The organism is Clostridium aminobutyricum (assembly GCF_017255415.1).
In the GTDB taxonomy this organism is placed as follows: Bacteria; Bacillota; Clostridia; order Peptostreptococcales; family Anaerovoracaceae; genus Aminipila; species Aminipila aminobutyrica.
Genome location: NZ_JAFJZZ010000001.1, coordinates 106,054 through 119,681, shown reverse-complemented (window position 1 = coordinate 119,681; position 13,628 = coordinate 106,054). Strand labels below are relative to the sequence as shown.

Sequence of the window (13,628 nt, the reverse complement as noted above, 5' to 3'; positions counted from 1 at the left end):
GCTCCGGCATTTTTACTGTTGTTCTATTATACAGGCCGGCAGTCTTCACTGCCTGCGTTTGCTTGGATATATTCTTTAATGGCTAAAACAGCATTGTCAATATGTTGACCGATTGAAAGCTCTTTCACACTGACTACATGTATATGGCATCGGTTTAAAGGAAGCAAAATCTTCTGTGCCGGGCTGCTTCCGATGGCTTCAGCCATCTTCGGAGTCAATTCCCCCATCATAGAGTTTGCGTTCAATATACCGATTACACCGACCACTACGTCTACGCGCTTCATATTGTGCACAATTGCATTTTCGCCCGTAGCTCCTTCATCTGCACCGGCCCTCAGCATCTGACCTGTCGCAACCGAATTGGTTCCAAGTGCATAAACAACCGTTTTCGGGAAACCTGCCTTAACTTTCTCTACAATAGCCTTTCCGATTCCCCCGCCTTGTCCGTCCACCACTGCTATAATCATATTTAAACTCTACTCCTTTTGATTCATTCTTTTAAAATATCTTTCATATAGTAAGATATCATACCCCTGCTATTAAAGTACAGCTCTTGCAGCACTTTTTGTTTAATAATCTGTATATTCTAAAGACTTTCTGAAATATTTACCATTCCCTGTATTTATGATAGTATGTACTAACATTTTATAACCATCTGAATAGAAACCGGAGACATCAATGAACACAGAATCAAATTTATTCGAGCAACATTCAAAGAAAGATTATACAATCTATTTTGGCATGGTCATATGCGCCGTCTTTTGGTCAGGCGCTTTTATCGCCGGAAAGTTTTGCATTCCATATATCCCGGTATTTTCGTTGACCTTCTTGCGTTTTTTCTTCGCCTCTCTCATTTTATATTTTGTGGTAAGGCATAGAAATAATAAAGCCCTGACAGATTCTTTTAAGCTAAGTAAGCAGCATTTACCTATTTTTTTATTTACGGGAAGCATCGGAATGTTTGGCTATCACGTTCTTTTTTTTACATCCCTAAAATATACCACTGCCATCAATTCTTCCATTATCGGAGCGATGAATCCTATCGTTACCGTACTCATCGCTGCCATTGCACTTTCGCAAAAAATACCGTTGAAGCACCTATTCGGCATCTTGATTTCATTCTCCGGAGTCGTCTTAACCATATCCGGCGGTCATATGGAAGTGCTGAAAAATTTCGATTTTAATAACGGCGATATCCTAATGCTTTTAGCCGTCATTTGCTGGGCGGCCTATAGCGTTTTCAGCAAGGTAAAAGGAAGCCTGATTCCTCCGCTCCAACTTACCTATTACAGCTTTATCGTATGCGATATTATGCTGTTTCCTTTTGTGCTCTATGAAAGACCTTGGATATTCCTGCCTGAAATACCCTTCAGTGCTTGGCTCGGGGTTCTTTATATGGCGATATTCCCTTCGGTGATAGGCTATTTATTTCAGCAAATTGCCATTAAACAGATCGGCCCCAGCCGTTCTTCTATATTTGTCAATTTGGTTCCGGCTTTTTCGATCATTCTGGCAGTGCTTATTTTACACGAGCCATTACAGCCTGTAAAACTGCTTACCGCATTGATCATCATCCTGGGAGTTTGTATTTGTCAATCTACTGCCGCAAGTCGACCGGTTTTGGAAGTGGATTTATAAATGTGCCTTTGGATGAAGGTATCTCCCCTTCTTTTCCGTACTCTTTCCGTATTGTATAGCAGCTACAGGACATCGGTGCAAACAGCCGAGGCAAAGCGAACAGCGTTCTTTTGTCCAATGCGGCTTTCCTTCTGCCATCTGAATCGCCTGACAGGGACATACGGCTTGACAAAGTCCGCAATGAGAACAGACTTCCGTAACATAGAATTTTTTCGTCTTTCTCCCCTTTTCATAAAGAGGATACAGGAATTTTGTCATTGGTGCAGAAGCGAATCCTTTGAGTTTATTTCTATCCCCTGCGGTTCGTCGTACCACTTGCTCACACACGTCTTCGATCTGCTGGTCTGCCTGTCGATTCAGTTCCTCCAGCTTTTCCGGAGCTGGAATCTTAAAAATTGGAACATAATTATCAGGCATTTTAACAGAATATTGAGCACTTAATACATACCCCTTTTGTGCGAGCATCCTCTCGAACGCGTTTCCGGCTTCCCCGGTGGAACCGCCGCAAGTCAAAACGAGATAGAAATACGACCCCTGTATATTTTGCAGTTCCAGTTTCTCTATGAAATCGATCACAACGGTCGGCACTCCATAGAAATAAGTCGGAAAGACAAATCCGATGCGTTCATTTTCATGGGCAGAATAGCAATACTTACCTTCCTTGAGAAGTTCTGAAATAGAAAGACATTCTTCTCCTGTCTTCTCGGCCAGCCGTTCGGCTGCAACTTTACTGTTTCCGGTAGCTGAAAAATAATAAATCATTCAGATGTACCTCCTTTCGCACTTTCCAATGCATTTTCAACTGCTTTTTTAATCACTTTACTTGAATTCGTAGCTCCACTTATAGCGTCTACATCAATTTTTTGCCGGCGGACGATATCGTCTATAATCGCTTCTGCTGCTTCGCCTCTTCCATTCTTATGTTCTAACAAATCAATGTGCTGTATTTGCCCCTCTTTTACATCCACTTTTACCTTGGCAGCGATCAAACCTACATCGCAGCTTCCTTCATAGTCTCCATCCGGGATTTGACTCAGCTCTACTTCGGCAAAAGTGAGTGCTTTTACCTCTGTTTTATATCTAGCAACACCCGCCAAATAGCCCAAGGATACAAGAAGTCCTGCAATGACAATGACTGCTATGACGCTCGTCATTATTTTTTTCTTATCACTCATCCTCTTTCCCCACTATTTTTATTTTAATAAGCAACTTAATAATAGTTCAAAGCTGTACTCTAAAAACTTCTGTTTATCAAGGTTTAAGTCTGATTCAAAATATTTTCTTTTCTTGTCAGCAAGAGAAATAATCCCGCAAATACTTCCCCACAAAGAAAATACCGTTAGCAGCGGATCAAGCTCTGAACGAAGATGACCGTCTTCTATAGCCTTACGTATAAAATTTTCAAGGCTACTATTGATCTCTTCACCAACCCTGTGAATGTCTTTTAAAATAGGCTGCTGCTCAAAATCTTCTGATTGAACACTGATTTCAGCCAATATGCTCTCAAAATACATCGGATATTGATTTCGAAAGTCGACCATTTTCCTGCAAATAGCATAATAGCATTCGATAAATTCTGCGGAAGACTGAATACTGTCCTCTATGCCCTGTCTTAATACAGACATATACTCATAGACAATATAATTAAAAATTTCTTCTTTGCTTTTGAAATACACATAAATGGTGGACTTGCTGCAATCGGCGAGCTTTGCAATATCATCTACGGTGGTCTTTTCTATACCCTTTTCCAGAAATAATTGTTTTGAGGCCTCTAAGATATAGTGGCGATTAAACTGAATTAAAGCATTTCTTTTTTTTCTCATCCTATACTCCATTTCAAAACTTTTATTACGATTATCGTACTATCAGTTCGATAAATTGTCAACTAGTATTCGATAAACAAAATATTACCTGATTTGCGGCTCCGCAACCCCGCTTGATTCCATAAAAATACCATGTGCTCGTTTCACACATGGTATTTTATGAATTGAGTTCATTCACTAAGTAAGTACAAAAGCCTTAATGCGTGTACATTTGAATCGGTCTTTGCCCGATAATACGCGTTTTTTAGAGGTGAATTTTGAGAAGTATCTAGATACTGTTCCTCATATTTGCGAAAGTCTCCGCTTTCGTCCAGCACCAACTTCCCTAATATGTCCTGATAGGGTTTTGTTAGATAAACCGGCTGTACCTCCGGATTATAACTGTTTCCTGTCATAGAACGATAAATCCGTTTAAATTCATCTAAATGAAACTGACCATCATTGGCAAATTCTAAAAGAATTTTTCGAGCAGTCTCACTGGGAGCGATTTTAGCAAGTTCTCGATAAAGTGCTGCCTTCTCCAGCTCCGCATTAATATAGACTTCCAGTTTTTGCGGTACGCTTGTTTCCAATCTGATTCTCTCCTTTCATATATCGTTTTCATTATATGACACCTATGACTTTAATGTGTTTGGATTGAAAAATCGGAAATTTCAGTGCATAATAGAAGGAGCTTACACATTGTTCTTGGAGACATGAATAACCTATCATACTATTAGATCAGAAAGGAGCTCCGAAATGTTGAAAGGTATAATTTTAGTATCAGGCTTAATTGTAATCTTAATTTTTACAGGTTGCAGGAGAAGCAATGACCCGTTAAAAGAAATCAATTTTGATAATACGTGCGGCAATGATTATCAAATGGAAACTTCAAGTTCTAAATCTATTGCTGCCACTTCATTTAAAACCATTACCCCAGAGGAAGCAAAGGATATAATGGAGGATAACAAAGAAGCAATCGTCGTTGATGTACGTCGGCAAGACGAATACAACGCTCAACATATTCCCAACGCCGTTCTTCTGCCAAATGAAACGATTGATGAAGAAAGCGTATCTGCCGCCGGTTTATCGCCTGAAGACACAATTTTAGTGTATTGCCGAAGCGGCAGCCGCAGTAAGCAAGCGGCTCAAAAATTAGCGGACATGGGATACAGCAATATATACGATTTTGGAGGCATTATCAATTGGCCTTACGAAACCGAATAAAGGCATTAGTGAGAAGGTGTTCCATAAAGGTTTAGGATAATAACGCCTATGGTTATCATAACTATAGCGATGACGCCTGCAAAGGTGATCCCTTCTTTAAAGATCAAAATAGAAATCAACGTCGTTATAATTAAACCAACCGCAGACCAAGTTGCATAAGCAACACTTAAATGGATGTTCATTAGAAGGGATTTGGAAAATATATAAAAGCAAAAAGCGTAGGATAGAATACTTACGATAGAAGGAATCAATTTCGTATATCCTTCCGAGTACTTTAAAAATGTAGTTCCGATCAATTCTCCGACGATAGCTAAGCCTAAATATAAATATCCCATAACTCGTTTCCTCTTATATTCTTCATCCTGATTTTTTATTCTATCACACAAGCAGCGTCGCAGTGTGATTCAATGAACGTTTCTTACAGCAACGCTGAATTTAAACAATTATGTTATTATATCATTTTTATAAAGAGAGCGTGCAATTATTTGATTAAAAAAACCCCTTAGAAGCTCACTTCTAAAGGGGTTTATCTCATTCAGGTTTTTGTATAACCTATTGATTTAACTGATTTATGACAACTTGCTTTCCAAGATCGGCTAATCTTCTGGATGGTAAATCCCCATAGTCCACTTCCTGATTAGGGTTTCCGTCGGTAACAACCTGCTTGCCAAGATCTATAAGAGTCTTTGATGTTAAATTCCCAATATCTCTTGACTTCATGTTGCCTAAATCCATATTATCGTACATGATATCACCTCCTTGCCATTAGCCTAACCAAATCATTTGAGGGTATTCGTCATGTCCACCTAAATCACCATTTAACACATATTGCATAATATAAAATGAACAATGGAAGGGGGTGCTTTTATGTATCCTGGTATATGGCTTGTATTATTAGCTCTTTGGGGAACTAATCGTGGCGGCGGAGGAAATTGTTGCTGCGAACCCCGTGATTGCTGTTGCAGGCGCCGTTTCTAATTAAATATCACGCTCACCTAACAAGTGAGCGTTTTTTTATGAAAAAACCTTGGAGTAATACTCTAAGGTTTATCGATTCAGTATTTTTTATTGTTGATTGTTCTAGTAACTTCTCTATCGTACTTTGCCGGTTTCAAGATAATCTTTGAGCTCCTGTGCATGAAGGCCTTCTGTTGCAGCATATTCACGGAGAAATTGTTTGACTTCGGGGTTTTTCACTTCATAAGAAATATCCATGAAATCACGAACTCGTTCCTGTGTATCCAATAAAGCCTTTTTTAGATAGTCTTCTGTAGTCATTTTCATAGTATTACCTCCATTAAATTCCATAAAAAATGTAACAATTTTTCATTCATTAGTATGACCAATGGTACGATAATAATGCTGGTTTAATTTTGAAGATAATTTATTACTACACCAAAAAACGATTATCTTTAACTTTTAGTTCTGTCGCTTTAATTTTAGCCTTTATATCATTTTCATAATATCCTGATTCATAATAACTAATTCCCAGACTGTTCCAATACTGTGCATTGTCAGGCTTGTTGTCTGTTACTTTGAGTGCTGTTTCTATAGCCTTTTCATATTTTCCTAAATCATAATAATTTTCACTGAAACGATCCCAATCCTGTGTATCGTTAGTTTCAAGTTCTGTCGCTCTAATTTTAGCTTTTATCGTATTCTCATAATCGCCTGATTCTTGATAGCTGACACCTACACTCTCCCAATACTGTGCACAATCTTTAGTAATATCGTCCATAAACTTAGCTCCCATTATAATTAATAATTTGCATTACACCATACAAGCGATGTCGCCGTATGATTCAATGAACGCTTCTCTACAGCAACGTTGGATTAAATCCATAGCGTTCATTATATATTTGATTAGAAACGGATTAATTTTTTACTCCATATACTATATTACTACAATATTTTACCATTTCCAATAAATTTCTACATTTTTATTTAAAAAATAATTGGGTAGATGCCAACAATGAACATATTATTTTTGATTTTCTTGATCCATTTTGCTCAGAATCAAATCAACCTTTCTTTCCAGCTCTCTATTTCGATTCAAAAAATTCTTATATCCTCTTACTGCGCAATACAGCCCTATTACGATCGACACAAGCAATGCCAAGTTAAATGCCGTTGCCAGCGTTGTCATCCAGTTAAACTCCATACGAAAACTCCTTCATGTAAAATCTCAGGATTACTTCTCTTGCAACCTGCCGTAAATCATTGCGAATATTCCTGCCAAAATCAGCGAACCTCCCATTATCGTCCACCCCACAAAATATACGGCATTGAGTATTGCAATGTACACCTCTTCATTCCGGTACGAGCACATCCCAATGAATAGTCTTATCAGTTCAACCAACCAAATGATACACCCTATCGCAATACTGATTTTTCCTATCCGGCTATAGTCTAAGCCTGAATTCTTTGCGTTGGAATAACCACTTTTCTGAACAAGTTTCTCCTCTGCATCTTTTATGGGTCTCTCTTTTATCGTAAAGCCACAATGCATACAACTATATGATTGCTCGGAAATATCCTTTCCGCAATTAGGACAATTTATTAATGGCATTTCAGTTTCCCCCTTATCCGACATAATCTCTCTATTACAGTATATTGGATATGAAATCTTTTTCAACCATATCATAGCACTTTATGCATAAATTCACAAAACAGATTCAACCTTAAAACGTTCCATTGGAATCCACACCAGCTTATTATGAGCAATAAAAAGTGCACCTGTGAAAGCGTATATTTTGGCTTTTCGGGTGCACTTTAGTTCTTGTTTAAACAAAATTTTTGTTTAAGTTATTCTTTATTCTACATTCTAATTTGGTTGCTTATAGGCCAATGCCCGTTCGCTATCAGATATTCCCTTTGTTGTTGGATCCACTACGATTCCAATTGCAACCAATAGATTGAGTACTACTCCGATAATGTCAGTGATTTGATTCTCCGATACAGCAGGAGTAATCCCAACGATACTGAGCACTTGATAAATAAACGTTACCACGCAAGCGAGTAATGCTGTAATTGTTATTTTATTCATAACTCTTAATTTCCAATTAATGTTCATCTCATCTTCCCTTTCTATTGTTGAAATTTGCATTAAATTCATCATTGTTAATGCGACTCTACTCTCCTAGCGAAATAATTTTAAAAATAATATTTCATCTGACTGCATAACGATAACAGAACTTGTATTTGATCCGTTTTCGTGCTGCTTGGATCGTTTATTAAAACACGACCCTTACTATAGTATGAATGATGAAGTCAAAAGGGTCCAGAACCTTCACGGAACGGTCCTCATATAGTGTACCATCATCTATTTTCGTTTATTTTCAGTAATAAATTTAACATTTGCCAAAGGAGGAATTGGATTTGGATTACTATTTCTACGGTCTTACCGGCCGTATTGTCATACCTGCAGATCCTTTATATAACGAAGCAAGACAGGACTACAATCGAGCTATTCAGCAGTATCCCTGCATCATCAACTATTGCAGAGATAAATGGGATGTAGCCCACGCCGTGATATGGGCAAGAAAGTGTCACGCACCCCTCCGAATTCGCAACGGCGGTCATAATTATGAAGGGTATTCAAACGGTAACTGTACCCTAGTCATTGATGTAAGTGAGATGACCGGCATTGATCTTGATGAAAGGAAAAACCGATTATATGTACAGGGCGGTGTAACCAACAAGCTGCTGTACGAATTTGTGGCTTCAAAAGGCTATCCATTTCCCGGGGGCACCTGCCCGACTGTCGGTGTAAGCGGATATGCCATGGGAGGCGGTTGGGGACTTTCATGCCGATATTTTGGGCTCGGATGTGATAGTCTTGAGGAGATAGAGCTTGTGAACTACGAGGGGAACATTATTAAAGCAAACCGGAACTGCAACGCAGATCTCTTTTGGGCATGCCGCGGCGCAGGCGGCGGTAATTTCGGTGTTATCGTATCTATGACATTTAAGCTTCCTCCGAAGATTGACAACGTTACCTTAATCGAAATTGACTATCTCCAGGTATCACCGGAGGAGCAGGAAGTATTCCTTCAGACCTGGCAAGAATGGCTGTCCGATGCCGATCCCAGAATCACGCTGATTTCAAGAATCTACAACTCTGTCAATGACGGTCTGGCAATGTTGATTCGAGGGTTCTTTTATGGCATACCGGACGAAGCCGAGCAAATCGTAAAACCGTTTCTTGAACTCGCCGGGGCGGAGTATGACTTCGAGTATGTGACATTTTTAGATGCCGTTACCATCATCGGAAGCAACTATCCGGACTTTGAGAAATTCCAGTCTGTCAGTCGTTTTGTTTTAAAAGATTTTAATGAATGTGAAATTTCAGCACTTGTCAAACTAATTGGTGAGCGTCCGGAAGGTTCCGTCTTTGCAGGTTTATCCATGTATGCACTAGGCGGCAGAGTCAGTGAAATCGAAACAGATGAGACCGCCTTCTTTTATCGAAATGCACACTTTATCATCTGGCTGGAAACTACTTGGGAGGAAAACAGGTTTAAAGAGGCAAACAGATGCTGGATATACGATCGCTTCCCAGCGTTGGCGTCCGTAACGACAGGCTCTTATGTTAATTTCCCATACAATGAGCTGCCTAACTATTTGGAGGAGTATTATGGCGCTCATGCCTCCACTCTGAAAAAGGTCAAAGCGAAGTATGATCCGTTTAATATTTTCACATTCCCGCAAGGCATCTGGAGAAAGTGCCAGCCGCCGACACCGGATTTTTGTGAAAAGGGTATAGATGAAACATTAACAATGAAATCTGACGATGCAGCTTATCGTGGATTCAGGTATGTCCGAGACCAAGTCCATCAAAGGGACTTATTTCAACCGCCTGTCGATCACTCTGCTTCGCAGGTATGAACTCACCTTGTAAACGGAATAATTGACGGGAAGACCCTTTTAAGTGTCTTCTCGCGATCTGCTTGGGTTATTTGGATAGCATACACATAGAATACCGGCAACAAATTTGGTTAGTCTAATATCAAGGAGGTGAATATCATGTACGAAAATATAAATTTAAAGAATATGTCATCAGGAGCGATCAATGATAAAATGGTCCATCCACCGGTCGATATGCACTTAGAAGACGTTCTTATCGTGAGAGATCAGGGAGAAGATCATGGTGATGTGCCGTCCAGACACTGATACGAAATAGCAAACCATAAGTTGTTATTTACTGCATAATAAAAAAGCCCAGCGGGCTTTTTTATTGAGAATTTTATATTGTTAATGACAATTGGTTTTTCAATTATATATTTAAATTATTATTTTCATCATCTGAATGATTTGAATTAACATCCGTCTTTTGCGATCCTTTATTCTTAGCATAATCCTTATACCCTACATATCCTATGCCTAATAAGAATACAACTATAAATGCAAGTACTACATCAATGATGATACCTATATTACTGTTAAAAATGTCGTCCATACAATACTCCTCTCCATGCAGTTGGCTGTCTTTATTCAAACTTAACGATAATTATAATTAAATTTATATAAGTTGTCAAATTTTTTGATTGCCGGCTGTCCAAATGATAGAAATGAAGTTGAGTATTGGGACTCGATAGATGAGGATACTTATTGACAAGTCTGTTGCCATATGCTATTCTATTTTAACTGGTTAGCGGCAACTAACTTTTGCACGAATCGGATACTATATGATTCTTTAAAATTAAAAAGTTGATATTTACCGACTACACGAAGTGATTTTCTATAAATAGAGGTGTATTTGAACATCTTCTAGAAGAATAACGTTCGCGGTTTCATTGGCTGATAAGGCTGATGTGATAGCATAAGAGAAAGGGATTATACCATGAATAATACACATCAAGGTTGTTGCTGTCAGGATAGCAGCGATAGCACTCAAGAACAGGGACATAGCTGTGGCGGATGCCATTGCGGACCTCATCAAACAGAGATACAGATATCGGAAGAAGAAACAGAATTTCTAAAACAATTAGCACAGACTCCGTATTTACCGTTAGCTCAATTTGTGCTGAAAAGTACCAAGTCAAGTCATTTAGAATCGGTAGCCTTGGCTCCAGTCTATATAAATAACAGAACGGATTCCATGGAAACGGTAAAGAGTATGGCTGTTGTTTTGGAAAGTCTTAAAGATAAAGGGCTCATTACTTTGGATTATGAAGAGCCATTGGAAAATGGGAATTATACTGATTATTCGGATTCAGCGCTCTATGCTTACTTTAAAGAAACCGTAGCTCAGACAAAAGATAAGGATGAATTTCTATTTGACATTCCAAGCTTGGAGTTTGGCAGTATTGCACTAACCTATTTAGGGCAACTTGCCATTGAAAGTTTAGATAAGCTTGTTGACGCTAAGAGCTAAACCAAGTTATGCATTTAATTCCAATGAAATATACTTTTCCTATAGTCTGTATTTCGGTTGTGAGCTTATTCAAGATAGAATAATCCTGAATAAGCTCAAACTGAAATCTTTAACTTGACGCGAATCAATTCACTCCTCCATACATCTACTTCCAGTTTGCGAATATGTCTTTGGATTCCTTCAGGAAGTCATATGAAATCGTAATGGAGTCGTCTGTCACCGTCTTATTTTCCTTAAAAATCGGATAAGGGTTACACCCTCCTGCTTCCACCTCAACGCGATCCATAGAGAACTGATTGCCGCAGTTTTGGCAGACTAACTTGTCGCCGGATTGTACATAATAACCTCTTCCTGAATCATAGCAGACCTGGCAGGTGTTGAAGGCTGTGCGTATTGTCCCGTCTGGAGCCTTAACAGCAATGACCTCCATTTTTGTACCATCAACGTCTACCGGGTAGAAGGCGGCTTTTTCCGTAATATCTCCAACAGGGATGACTAAGCCGCTGTCTTCTGAGACGGTGCTGATTGTCCTCTGCTGTTCAGCGTTGGGGTCTGCGTCATTGGAAGCGCTGCTTTTTTCAGAACAGGCAGTCAATGAAAATAAGAGAATGAGTGCCAGCAGTATACCCGGCATCACTTTCCTTGTCGTATTTTTAAGTCTCACGTTGTGTTCTTGCATTTTCTTGTTACTCCTTATACTTTTATATATCTGATGTCTTGGCAGAAATAATGGGGAGGATAGTCTGCCCAATAATTTGTTCATTGCCGCCGCTTATTTGTTTGGTCTCGGTTCATTTTGCAGCAACTAGGTGTTCCATTTCCGAATATCTCCTTGTTCGACTTTTCCATGCGAGCTAAATACTCCTGAAAAGCTTTTTTGATTCGTATCCAAAATGTCATAAGCGAACTCCTCCTTTCCATTCATCTTTTTATATATTTATTGTATTATTGTAGCAAGCAAATTTGTAGAAATGATGGAGAAAAAGTTTTTTCATCGCATAGTTAATTGCATAAAGCCATTGACATCTATTGGAATAAAGTATAACATGTAAGTATAACCATAAGGTAACACTTTATGGAGCGAAATATTGTTAAAGACCTGCCCGATCACAGAAGTTGGGTTTTTACCGCTTCAAACCAAGAAAGGAAATACGTGATTCCTATGAAAAACAAAGTTGTGGATATAATCAAAAAGTACAAGTGGTGACAGGATCATCAATTGACGGCTTTTACCTCATTGGTTGATTTGCCTGTGGCAGATTGCAATCAACATATACAATTAAAAACTTCTAAAAGCATTGGAGGTGCTTCATATGGTAAGAATGACAAGTTTTATTCTTAGTCTGGCTTTCCTGGTAATGGGATTTTTGGGCCTAACAGAGCTGTTGCCGATATTTAAAACTTATCCGGTTTACGCCAACGTGGGCGCGATTGCCCTTGGCGTACTGGGTCTGCTGATTGTCCTATATGTTCGACGGATTGGAGAAAGCGCACATCAGAGAAGAGAAAACTCTCAACAAAAAAAAGAAAATGTGCAACTGAGAAAAGAGACCTACGATCAATCGAAAAGGGAAATCGAGCAGTTAAAAAAGGACATCGAACAGTTAAAGGCGGAAAATATGCAGCAGCGCATCATGATCGAACAGCATGCCTTGCAAAGCAATAGTGAAACATGGTAATGAAATTCAAGAATTAAGAAAGGTTGCAGAAATGAGCAAAGAGCAGACAGCGGAATTAGAGAATATTGAAAAAGGTGATTATGAAGCCATCGTAAAGAAAGTCGTTACTGGTATTTCAAAAAATGTTCAAGAGAAATACAATGCGATCGATCTTCAAAAAATCCCGGATCATGTAAGCTATTCTAAAGTTGAAAAATATCTTCGATCTATAGATATTGATGTTACCCGGAAAATGTTTTTCTCGTACCTCACGGAGAATCTCGTCCCGGCGGAACAAGAAGTGAAAAACTCCAGATACTCCTATTACACAAAAGAACAGATTATTTACTATATTTTAGTAGACATGTTTAAGCCAATATTACCATTAAGTAAAGTGAAGATCCTGTTTGACGATCTTTTGAAACCAATGATTATTGAAAAAGGGTTGGAATCCACATTTAAAACACTGTGCGGACTTATCACTTATATGGTGGAACAATTTAGCGAAACTGCTACCTCTGCAATAAGAAATAAAGAGTTAGAGGCGACAGCGATTGCATTGAAAACACTGGGGAACACCGGGGATAAAGATCCAAAAACACTCTCCTATGTTACTCAATATACGAACCTTGTGACATTGTGTATGGCAAAAGGCGCTTTGGATTTTTTTAAACATTCACCCAGCGCACTGTTGGAATAGAAGAACGCATTGAAGAGATCGTAAGATTGCATTTTAATTATCTGCAATTCTTAAATAAAACTCAGCTTTTAATGATTCATTCTCTATCTTAAAATTTCTCTAAAGTATTAATACTAACATTAATTTATTAAGAAAGACGGACTTATTTTAAGGTATAAATAAAAGTACCACTTGATTGGATTTTCAATAAAAACTGTCCAATTAAGTGGTATTTTTTCCAGTTGGTG

At 38.6% G+C, this 13,628-nt stretch carries 22 protein-coding genes; 7 read left to right on the top strand and 15 right to left on the bottom strand.

Annotated features, from left to right (window positions below; translation table 11 throughout):
• Positions 1 to 26: 26 nt before the first annotated feature.
• Positions 27 to 467: a DUF3842 family protein gene (locus tag JYB65_RS00650; protein ID WP_206580658.1), complete on the bottom strand. Its 441-nt coding sequence runs from the start codon at positions 465 to 467 to the stop codon at positions 27 to 29.
• A 211-nt stretch (positions 468 to 678) separates the two neighbouring features.
• Here JYB65_RS00650 and JYB65_RS00645 point away from each other — a divergent pair, with 211 nt between their 5' ends.
• Positions 679 to 1,638: a DMT family transporter gene (locus JYB65_RS00645; protein ID WP_206580657.1), complete on the top strand. Its 960-nt coding sequence runs from the start codon at positions 679 to 681 to the stop codon at positions 1,636 to 1,638.
• Here the strand turns inward: JYB65_RS00645 and JYB65_RS00640 are convergent.
• The 4 genes from JYB65_RS00640 to JYB65_RS00625 all read right to left on the bottom strand — a co-directional run bounded on the left by JYB65_RS00640 (position 1,633) and on the right by JYB65_RS00625 (position 4,033).
• Complete coding sequence (locus JYB65_RS00640) at positions 1,633 to 2,400, bottom strand: EFR1 family ferrodoxin (RefSeq protein WP_206580656.1); 768 nt, start codon at positions 2,398 to 2,400, stop codon at positions 1,633 to 1,635. The genes JYB65_RS00645 and JYB65_RS00640 overlap by 6 nt on opposite strands.
• Positions 2,397 to 2,813 (bottom strand): FMN-binding protein, encoded by a 417-nt coding sequence (locus JYB65_RS00635; RefSeq protein ID WP_206580655.1) that lies wholly within the window; start codon positions 2,811 to 2,813, stop codon positions 2,397 to 2,399. Before JYB65_RS00635 ends, JYB65_RS00640 begins: the two co-directional genes overlap by 4 nt.
• An 18-nt stretch (positions 2,814 to 2,831) precedes the next feature.
• The gene (locus tag JYB65_RS00630; protein ID WP_206580654.1) at positions 2,832 to 3,461 is read right to left on the bottom strand and encodes a TetR/AcrR family transcriptional regulator; all 630 of its coding nucleotides are present in this window, start codon (positions 3,459 to 3,461) and stop codon (positions 2,832 to 2,834) included.
• Positions 3,462 to 3,631: 170 nt separating this feature from the next.
• A complete protein-coding gene (locus JYB65_RS00625; RefSeq protein ID WP_206580653.1) occupies positions 3,632 to 4,033 on the bottom strand; it encodes a hypothetical protein in 402 nt (133 codons plus the stop codon).
• 166 nt (positions 4,034 to 4,199) lie between these two features.
• On the opposite strand from JYB65_RS00625, the gene JYB65_RS00620 reads away from it, so the two are divergent.
• Positions 4,200 to 4,667 carry a rhodanese-like domain-containing protein gene (locus tag JYB65_RS00620; protein ID WP_245156548.1) on the top strand — a complete coding sequence of 156 codons (468 nt, stop codon included), beginning with the start codon at positions 4,200 to 4,202 and terminating at the stop codon, positions 4,665 to 4,667.
• Positions 4,668 to 4,672: 5 nt separating this feature from the next.
• On the opposite strand, the gene JYB65_RS00615 is transcribed toward JYB65_RS00620, so the two are convergent.
• The 7 genes from JYB65_RS00615 to JYB65_RS00585 all read right to left on the bottom strand — a co-directional run bounded on the left by JYB65_RS00615 (position 4,673) and on the right by JYB65_RS00585 (position 7,740).
• Positions 4,673 to 5,002, bottom strand: a complete 330-nt coding sequence (locus JYB65_RS00615) for a DMT family transporter (protein ID WP_206580652.1) — start codon at positions 5,000 to 5,002, stop codon at positions 4,673 to 4,675.
• A gap of 217 nt (positions 5,003 to 5,219) precedes the next feature.
• Positions 5,220 to 5,414, bottom strand: coding sequence for a hypothetical protein (locus tag JYB65_RS00610; RefSeq protein WP_206580651.1), 195 nt, complete (start codon positions 5,412 to 5,414; stop codon positions 5,220 to 5,222).
• 345 nt (positions 5,415 to 5,759) lie between these two features.
• Positions 5,760 to 5,951, bottom strand: coding sequence for a hypothetical protein (locus JYB65_RS00605; RefSeq protein ID WP_206580650.1), 192 nt, complete (start codon positions 5,949 to 5,951; stop codon positions 5,760 to 5,762).
• A 106-nt stretch (positions 5,952 to 6,057) separates the two neighbouring features.
• On the bottom strand, positions 6,058 to 6,405 hold the full coding sequence (locus JYB65_RS00600; protein ID WP_206580649.1) for a tetratricopeptide repeat protein: 348 nt from the start codon (positions 6,403 to 6,405) through the stop codon (positions 6,058 to 6,060).
• A gap of 243 nt (positions 6,406 to 6,648) precedes the next feature.
• Positions 6,649 to 6,828, bottom strand: coding sequence for a hypothetical protein (locus JYB65_RS00595; protein WP_206580648.1), 180 nt, complete (start codon positions 6,826 to 6,828; stop codon positions 6,649 to 6,651).
• Between the two features lie 30 nt (positions 6,829 to 6,858).
• Positions 6,859 to 7,236, bottom strand: a complete 378-nt coding sequence (locus JYB65_RS00590) for a zinc ribbon domain-containing protein (RefSeq protein ID WP_206580647.1) — start codon at positions 7,234 to 7,236, stop codon at positions 6,859 to 6,861.
• Positions 7,237 to 7,491: 255 nt separating this feature from the next.
• Complete coding sequence (locus JYB65_RS00585) at positions 7,492 to 7,740, bottom strand: phage holin (RefSeq protein ID WP_206580646.1); 249 nt, start codon at positions 7,738 to 7,740, stop codon at positions 7,492 to 7,494.
• Positions 7,741 to 8,045: 305 nt separating this feature from the next.
• Here JYB65_RS00585 and JYB65_RS00580 point away from each other — a divergent pair, with 305 nt between their 5' ends.
• Positions 8,046 to 9,554, top strand: a complete 1,509-nt coding sequence (locus JYB65_RS00580) for an FAD-binding oxidoreductase (protein ID WP_209010466.1) — start codon at positions 8,046 to 8,048, stop codon at positions 9,552 to 9,554.
• A gap of 138 nt (positions 9,555 to 9,692) precedes the next feature.
• Positions 9,693 to 9,839 (top strand): hypothetical protein, encoded by a 147-nt coding sequence (locus JYB65_RS00575; RefSeq protein ID WP_206580645.1) that lies wholly within the window; start codon positions 9,693 to 9,695, stop codon positions 9,837 to 9,839.
• A 103-nt stretch (positions 9,840 to 9,942) separates the two neighbouring features.
• Here the strand turns inward: JYB65_RS00575 and JYB65_RS00570 are convergent, their stop codons facing one another.
• Complete coding sequence (locus JYB65_RS00570; RefSeq protein WP_206580644.1) at positions 9,943 to 10,125, bottom strand: hypothetical protein; 183 nt, start codon at positions 10,123 to 10,125, stop codon at positions 9,943 to 9,945.
• A 384-nt stretch (positions 10,126 to 10,509) separates the two neighbouring features.
• Here JYB65_RS00570 and JYB65_RS00565 point away from each other — a divergent pair, with 384 nt between their 5' ends.
• Complete coding sequence (locus JYB65_RS00565; protein WP_206580643.1) at positions 10,510 to 11,043, top strand: Abi-alpha family protein; 534 nt, start codon at positions 10,510 to 10,512, stop codon at positions 11,041 to 11,043.
• 145 nt (positions 11,044 to 11,188) lie between these two features.
• Here JYB65_RS00565 and JYB65_RS00560 read toward each other — a convergent pair whose 3' ends face one another.
• Both JYB65_RS00560 and JYB65_RS15245 read right to left on the bottom strand, forming a co-directional pair.
• Positions 11,189 to 11,722, bottom strand: coding sequence for a DUF2318 domain-containing protein (locus tag JYB65_RS00560; RefSeq protein WP_206580642.1), 534 nt, complete (start codon positions 11,720 to 11,722; stop codon positions 11,189 to 11,191).
• An 80-nt stretch (positions 11,723 to 11,802) separates the two neighbouring features.
• Positions 11,803 to 11,943, bottom strand: coding sequence for an LDCC motif putative metal-binding protein (locus JYB65_RS15245; protein ID WP_425331109.1), 141 nt, complete (start codon positions 11,941 to 11,943; stop codon positions 11,803 to 11,805).
• Between the two features lie 413 nt (positions 11,944 to 12,356).
• Here JYB65_RS15245 and JYB65_RS00555 point away from each other — a divergent pair, with 413 nt between their 5' ends.
• Complete coding sequence (locus JYB65_RS00555; RefSeq protein ID WP_206580641.1) at positions 12,357 to 12,722, top strand: MreC domain-containing protein; 366 nt, start codon at positions 12,357 to 12,359, stop codon at positions 12,720 to 12,722.
• A gap of 31 nt (positions 12,723 to 12,753) precedes the next feature.
• A complete protein-coding gene (locus tag JYB65_RS00550; RefSeq protein ID WP_206580640.1) occupies positions 12,754 to 13,401 on the top strand; it encodes a hypothetical protein in 648 nt (215 codons plus the stop codon).
• Positions 13,402 to 13,628: the final 227 nt, after the last annotated feature.

Bases quoted from the DNA above. Each gene is read 5' to 3' on its own strand.
- JYB65_RS00650 (WP_206580658.1), bottom strand. From the start codon at position 467: ATGATTATAGCAGTGGTGGACGGACAAGGCGGGGGAATCGGAAAGGCT.
- JYB65_RS00645 (WP_206580657.1), top strand. From the start codon at position 679: ATGAACACAGAATCAAATTTATTCGAGCAACATTCAAAGAAAGATTAT.
- JYB65_RS00640 (WP_206580656.1), bottom strand. From the start codon at position 2,400: ATGATTTATTATTTTTCAGCTACCGGAAACAGTAAAGTTGCAGCCGAA.
- JYB65_RS00635 (WP_206580655.1), bottom strand. From the start codon at position 2,813: ATGAGTGATAAGAAAAAAATAATGACGAGCGTCATAGCAGTCATTGTC.
- JYB65_RS00630 (WP_206580654.1), bottom strand. From the start codon at position 3,461: ATGAGAAAAAAAAGAAATGCTTTAATTCAGTTTAATCGCCACTATATC.
- JYB65_RS00620 (WP_245156548.1), top strand. From the start codon at position 4,200: ATGTTGAAAGGTATAATTTTAGTATCAGGCTTAATTGTAATCTTAATT.
- JYB65_RS00615 (WP_206580652.1), bottom strand. From the start codon at position 5,002: ATGGGATATTTATATTTAGGCTTAGCTATCGTCGGAGAATTGATCGGA.
- JYB65_RS00610 (WP_206580651.1), bottom strand. From the start codon at position 5,414: ATGTACGATAATATGGATTTAGGCAACATGAAGTCAAGAGATATTGGG.
- JYB65_RS00605 (WP_206580650.1), bottom strand. From the start codon at position 5,951: ATGAAAATGACTACAGAAGACTATCTAAAAAAGGCTTTATTGGATACA.
- JYB65_RS00600 (WP_206580649.1), bottom strand. From the start codon at position 6,405: ATGGACGATATTACTAAAGATTGTGCACAGTATTGGGAGAGTGTAGGT.
- JYB65_RS00595 (WP_206580648.1), bottom strand. From the start codon at position 6,828: ATGGAGTTTAACTGGATGACAACGCTGGCAACGGCATTTAACTTGGCA.
- JYB65_RS00590 (WP_206580647.1), bottom strand. From the start codon at position 7,236: ATGCCATTAATAAATTGTCCTAATTGCGGAAAGGATATTTCCGAGCAA.
- JYB65_RS00585 (WP_206580646.1), bottom strand. From the start codon at position 7,740: ATGAACATTAATTGGAAATTAAGAGTTATGAATAAAATAACAATTACA.
- JYB65_RS00575 (WP_206580645.1), top strand. From the start codon at position 9,693: ATGTACGAAAATATAAATTTAAAGAATATGTCATCAGGAGCGATCAAT.
- JYB65_RS00570 (WP_206580644.1), bottom strand. From the start codon at position 10,125: ATGGACGACATTTTTAACAGTAATATAGGTATCATCATTGATGTAGTA.
- JYB65_RS00565 (WP_206580643.1), top strand. From the start codon at position 10,510: ATGAATAATACACATCAAGGTTGTTGCTGTCAGGATAGCAGCGATAGC.
- JYB65_RS00560 (WP_206580642.1), bottom strand. From the start codon at position 11,722: ATGCAAGAACACAACGTGAGACTTAAAAATACGACAAGGAAAGTGATG.
- JYB65_RS15245 (WP_425331109.1), bottom strand. From the start codon at position 11,943: ATGACATTTTGGATACGAATCAAAAAAGCTTTTCAGGAGTATTTAGCT.
- JYB65_RS00555 (WP_206580641.1), top strand. From the start codon at position 12,357: ATGGTAAGAATGACAAGTTTTATTCTTAGTCTGGCTTTCCTGGTAATG.
- JYB65_RS00550 (WP_206580640.1), top strand. From the start codon at position 12,754: ATGAGCAAAGAGCAGACAGCGGAATTAGAGAATATTGAAAAAGGTGAT.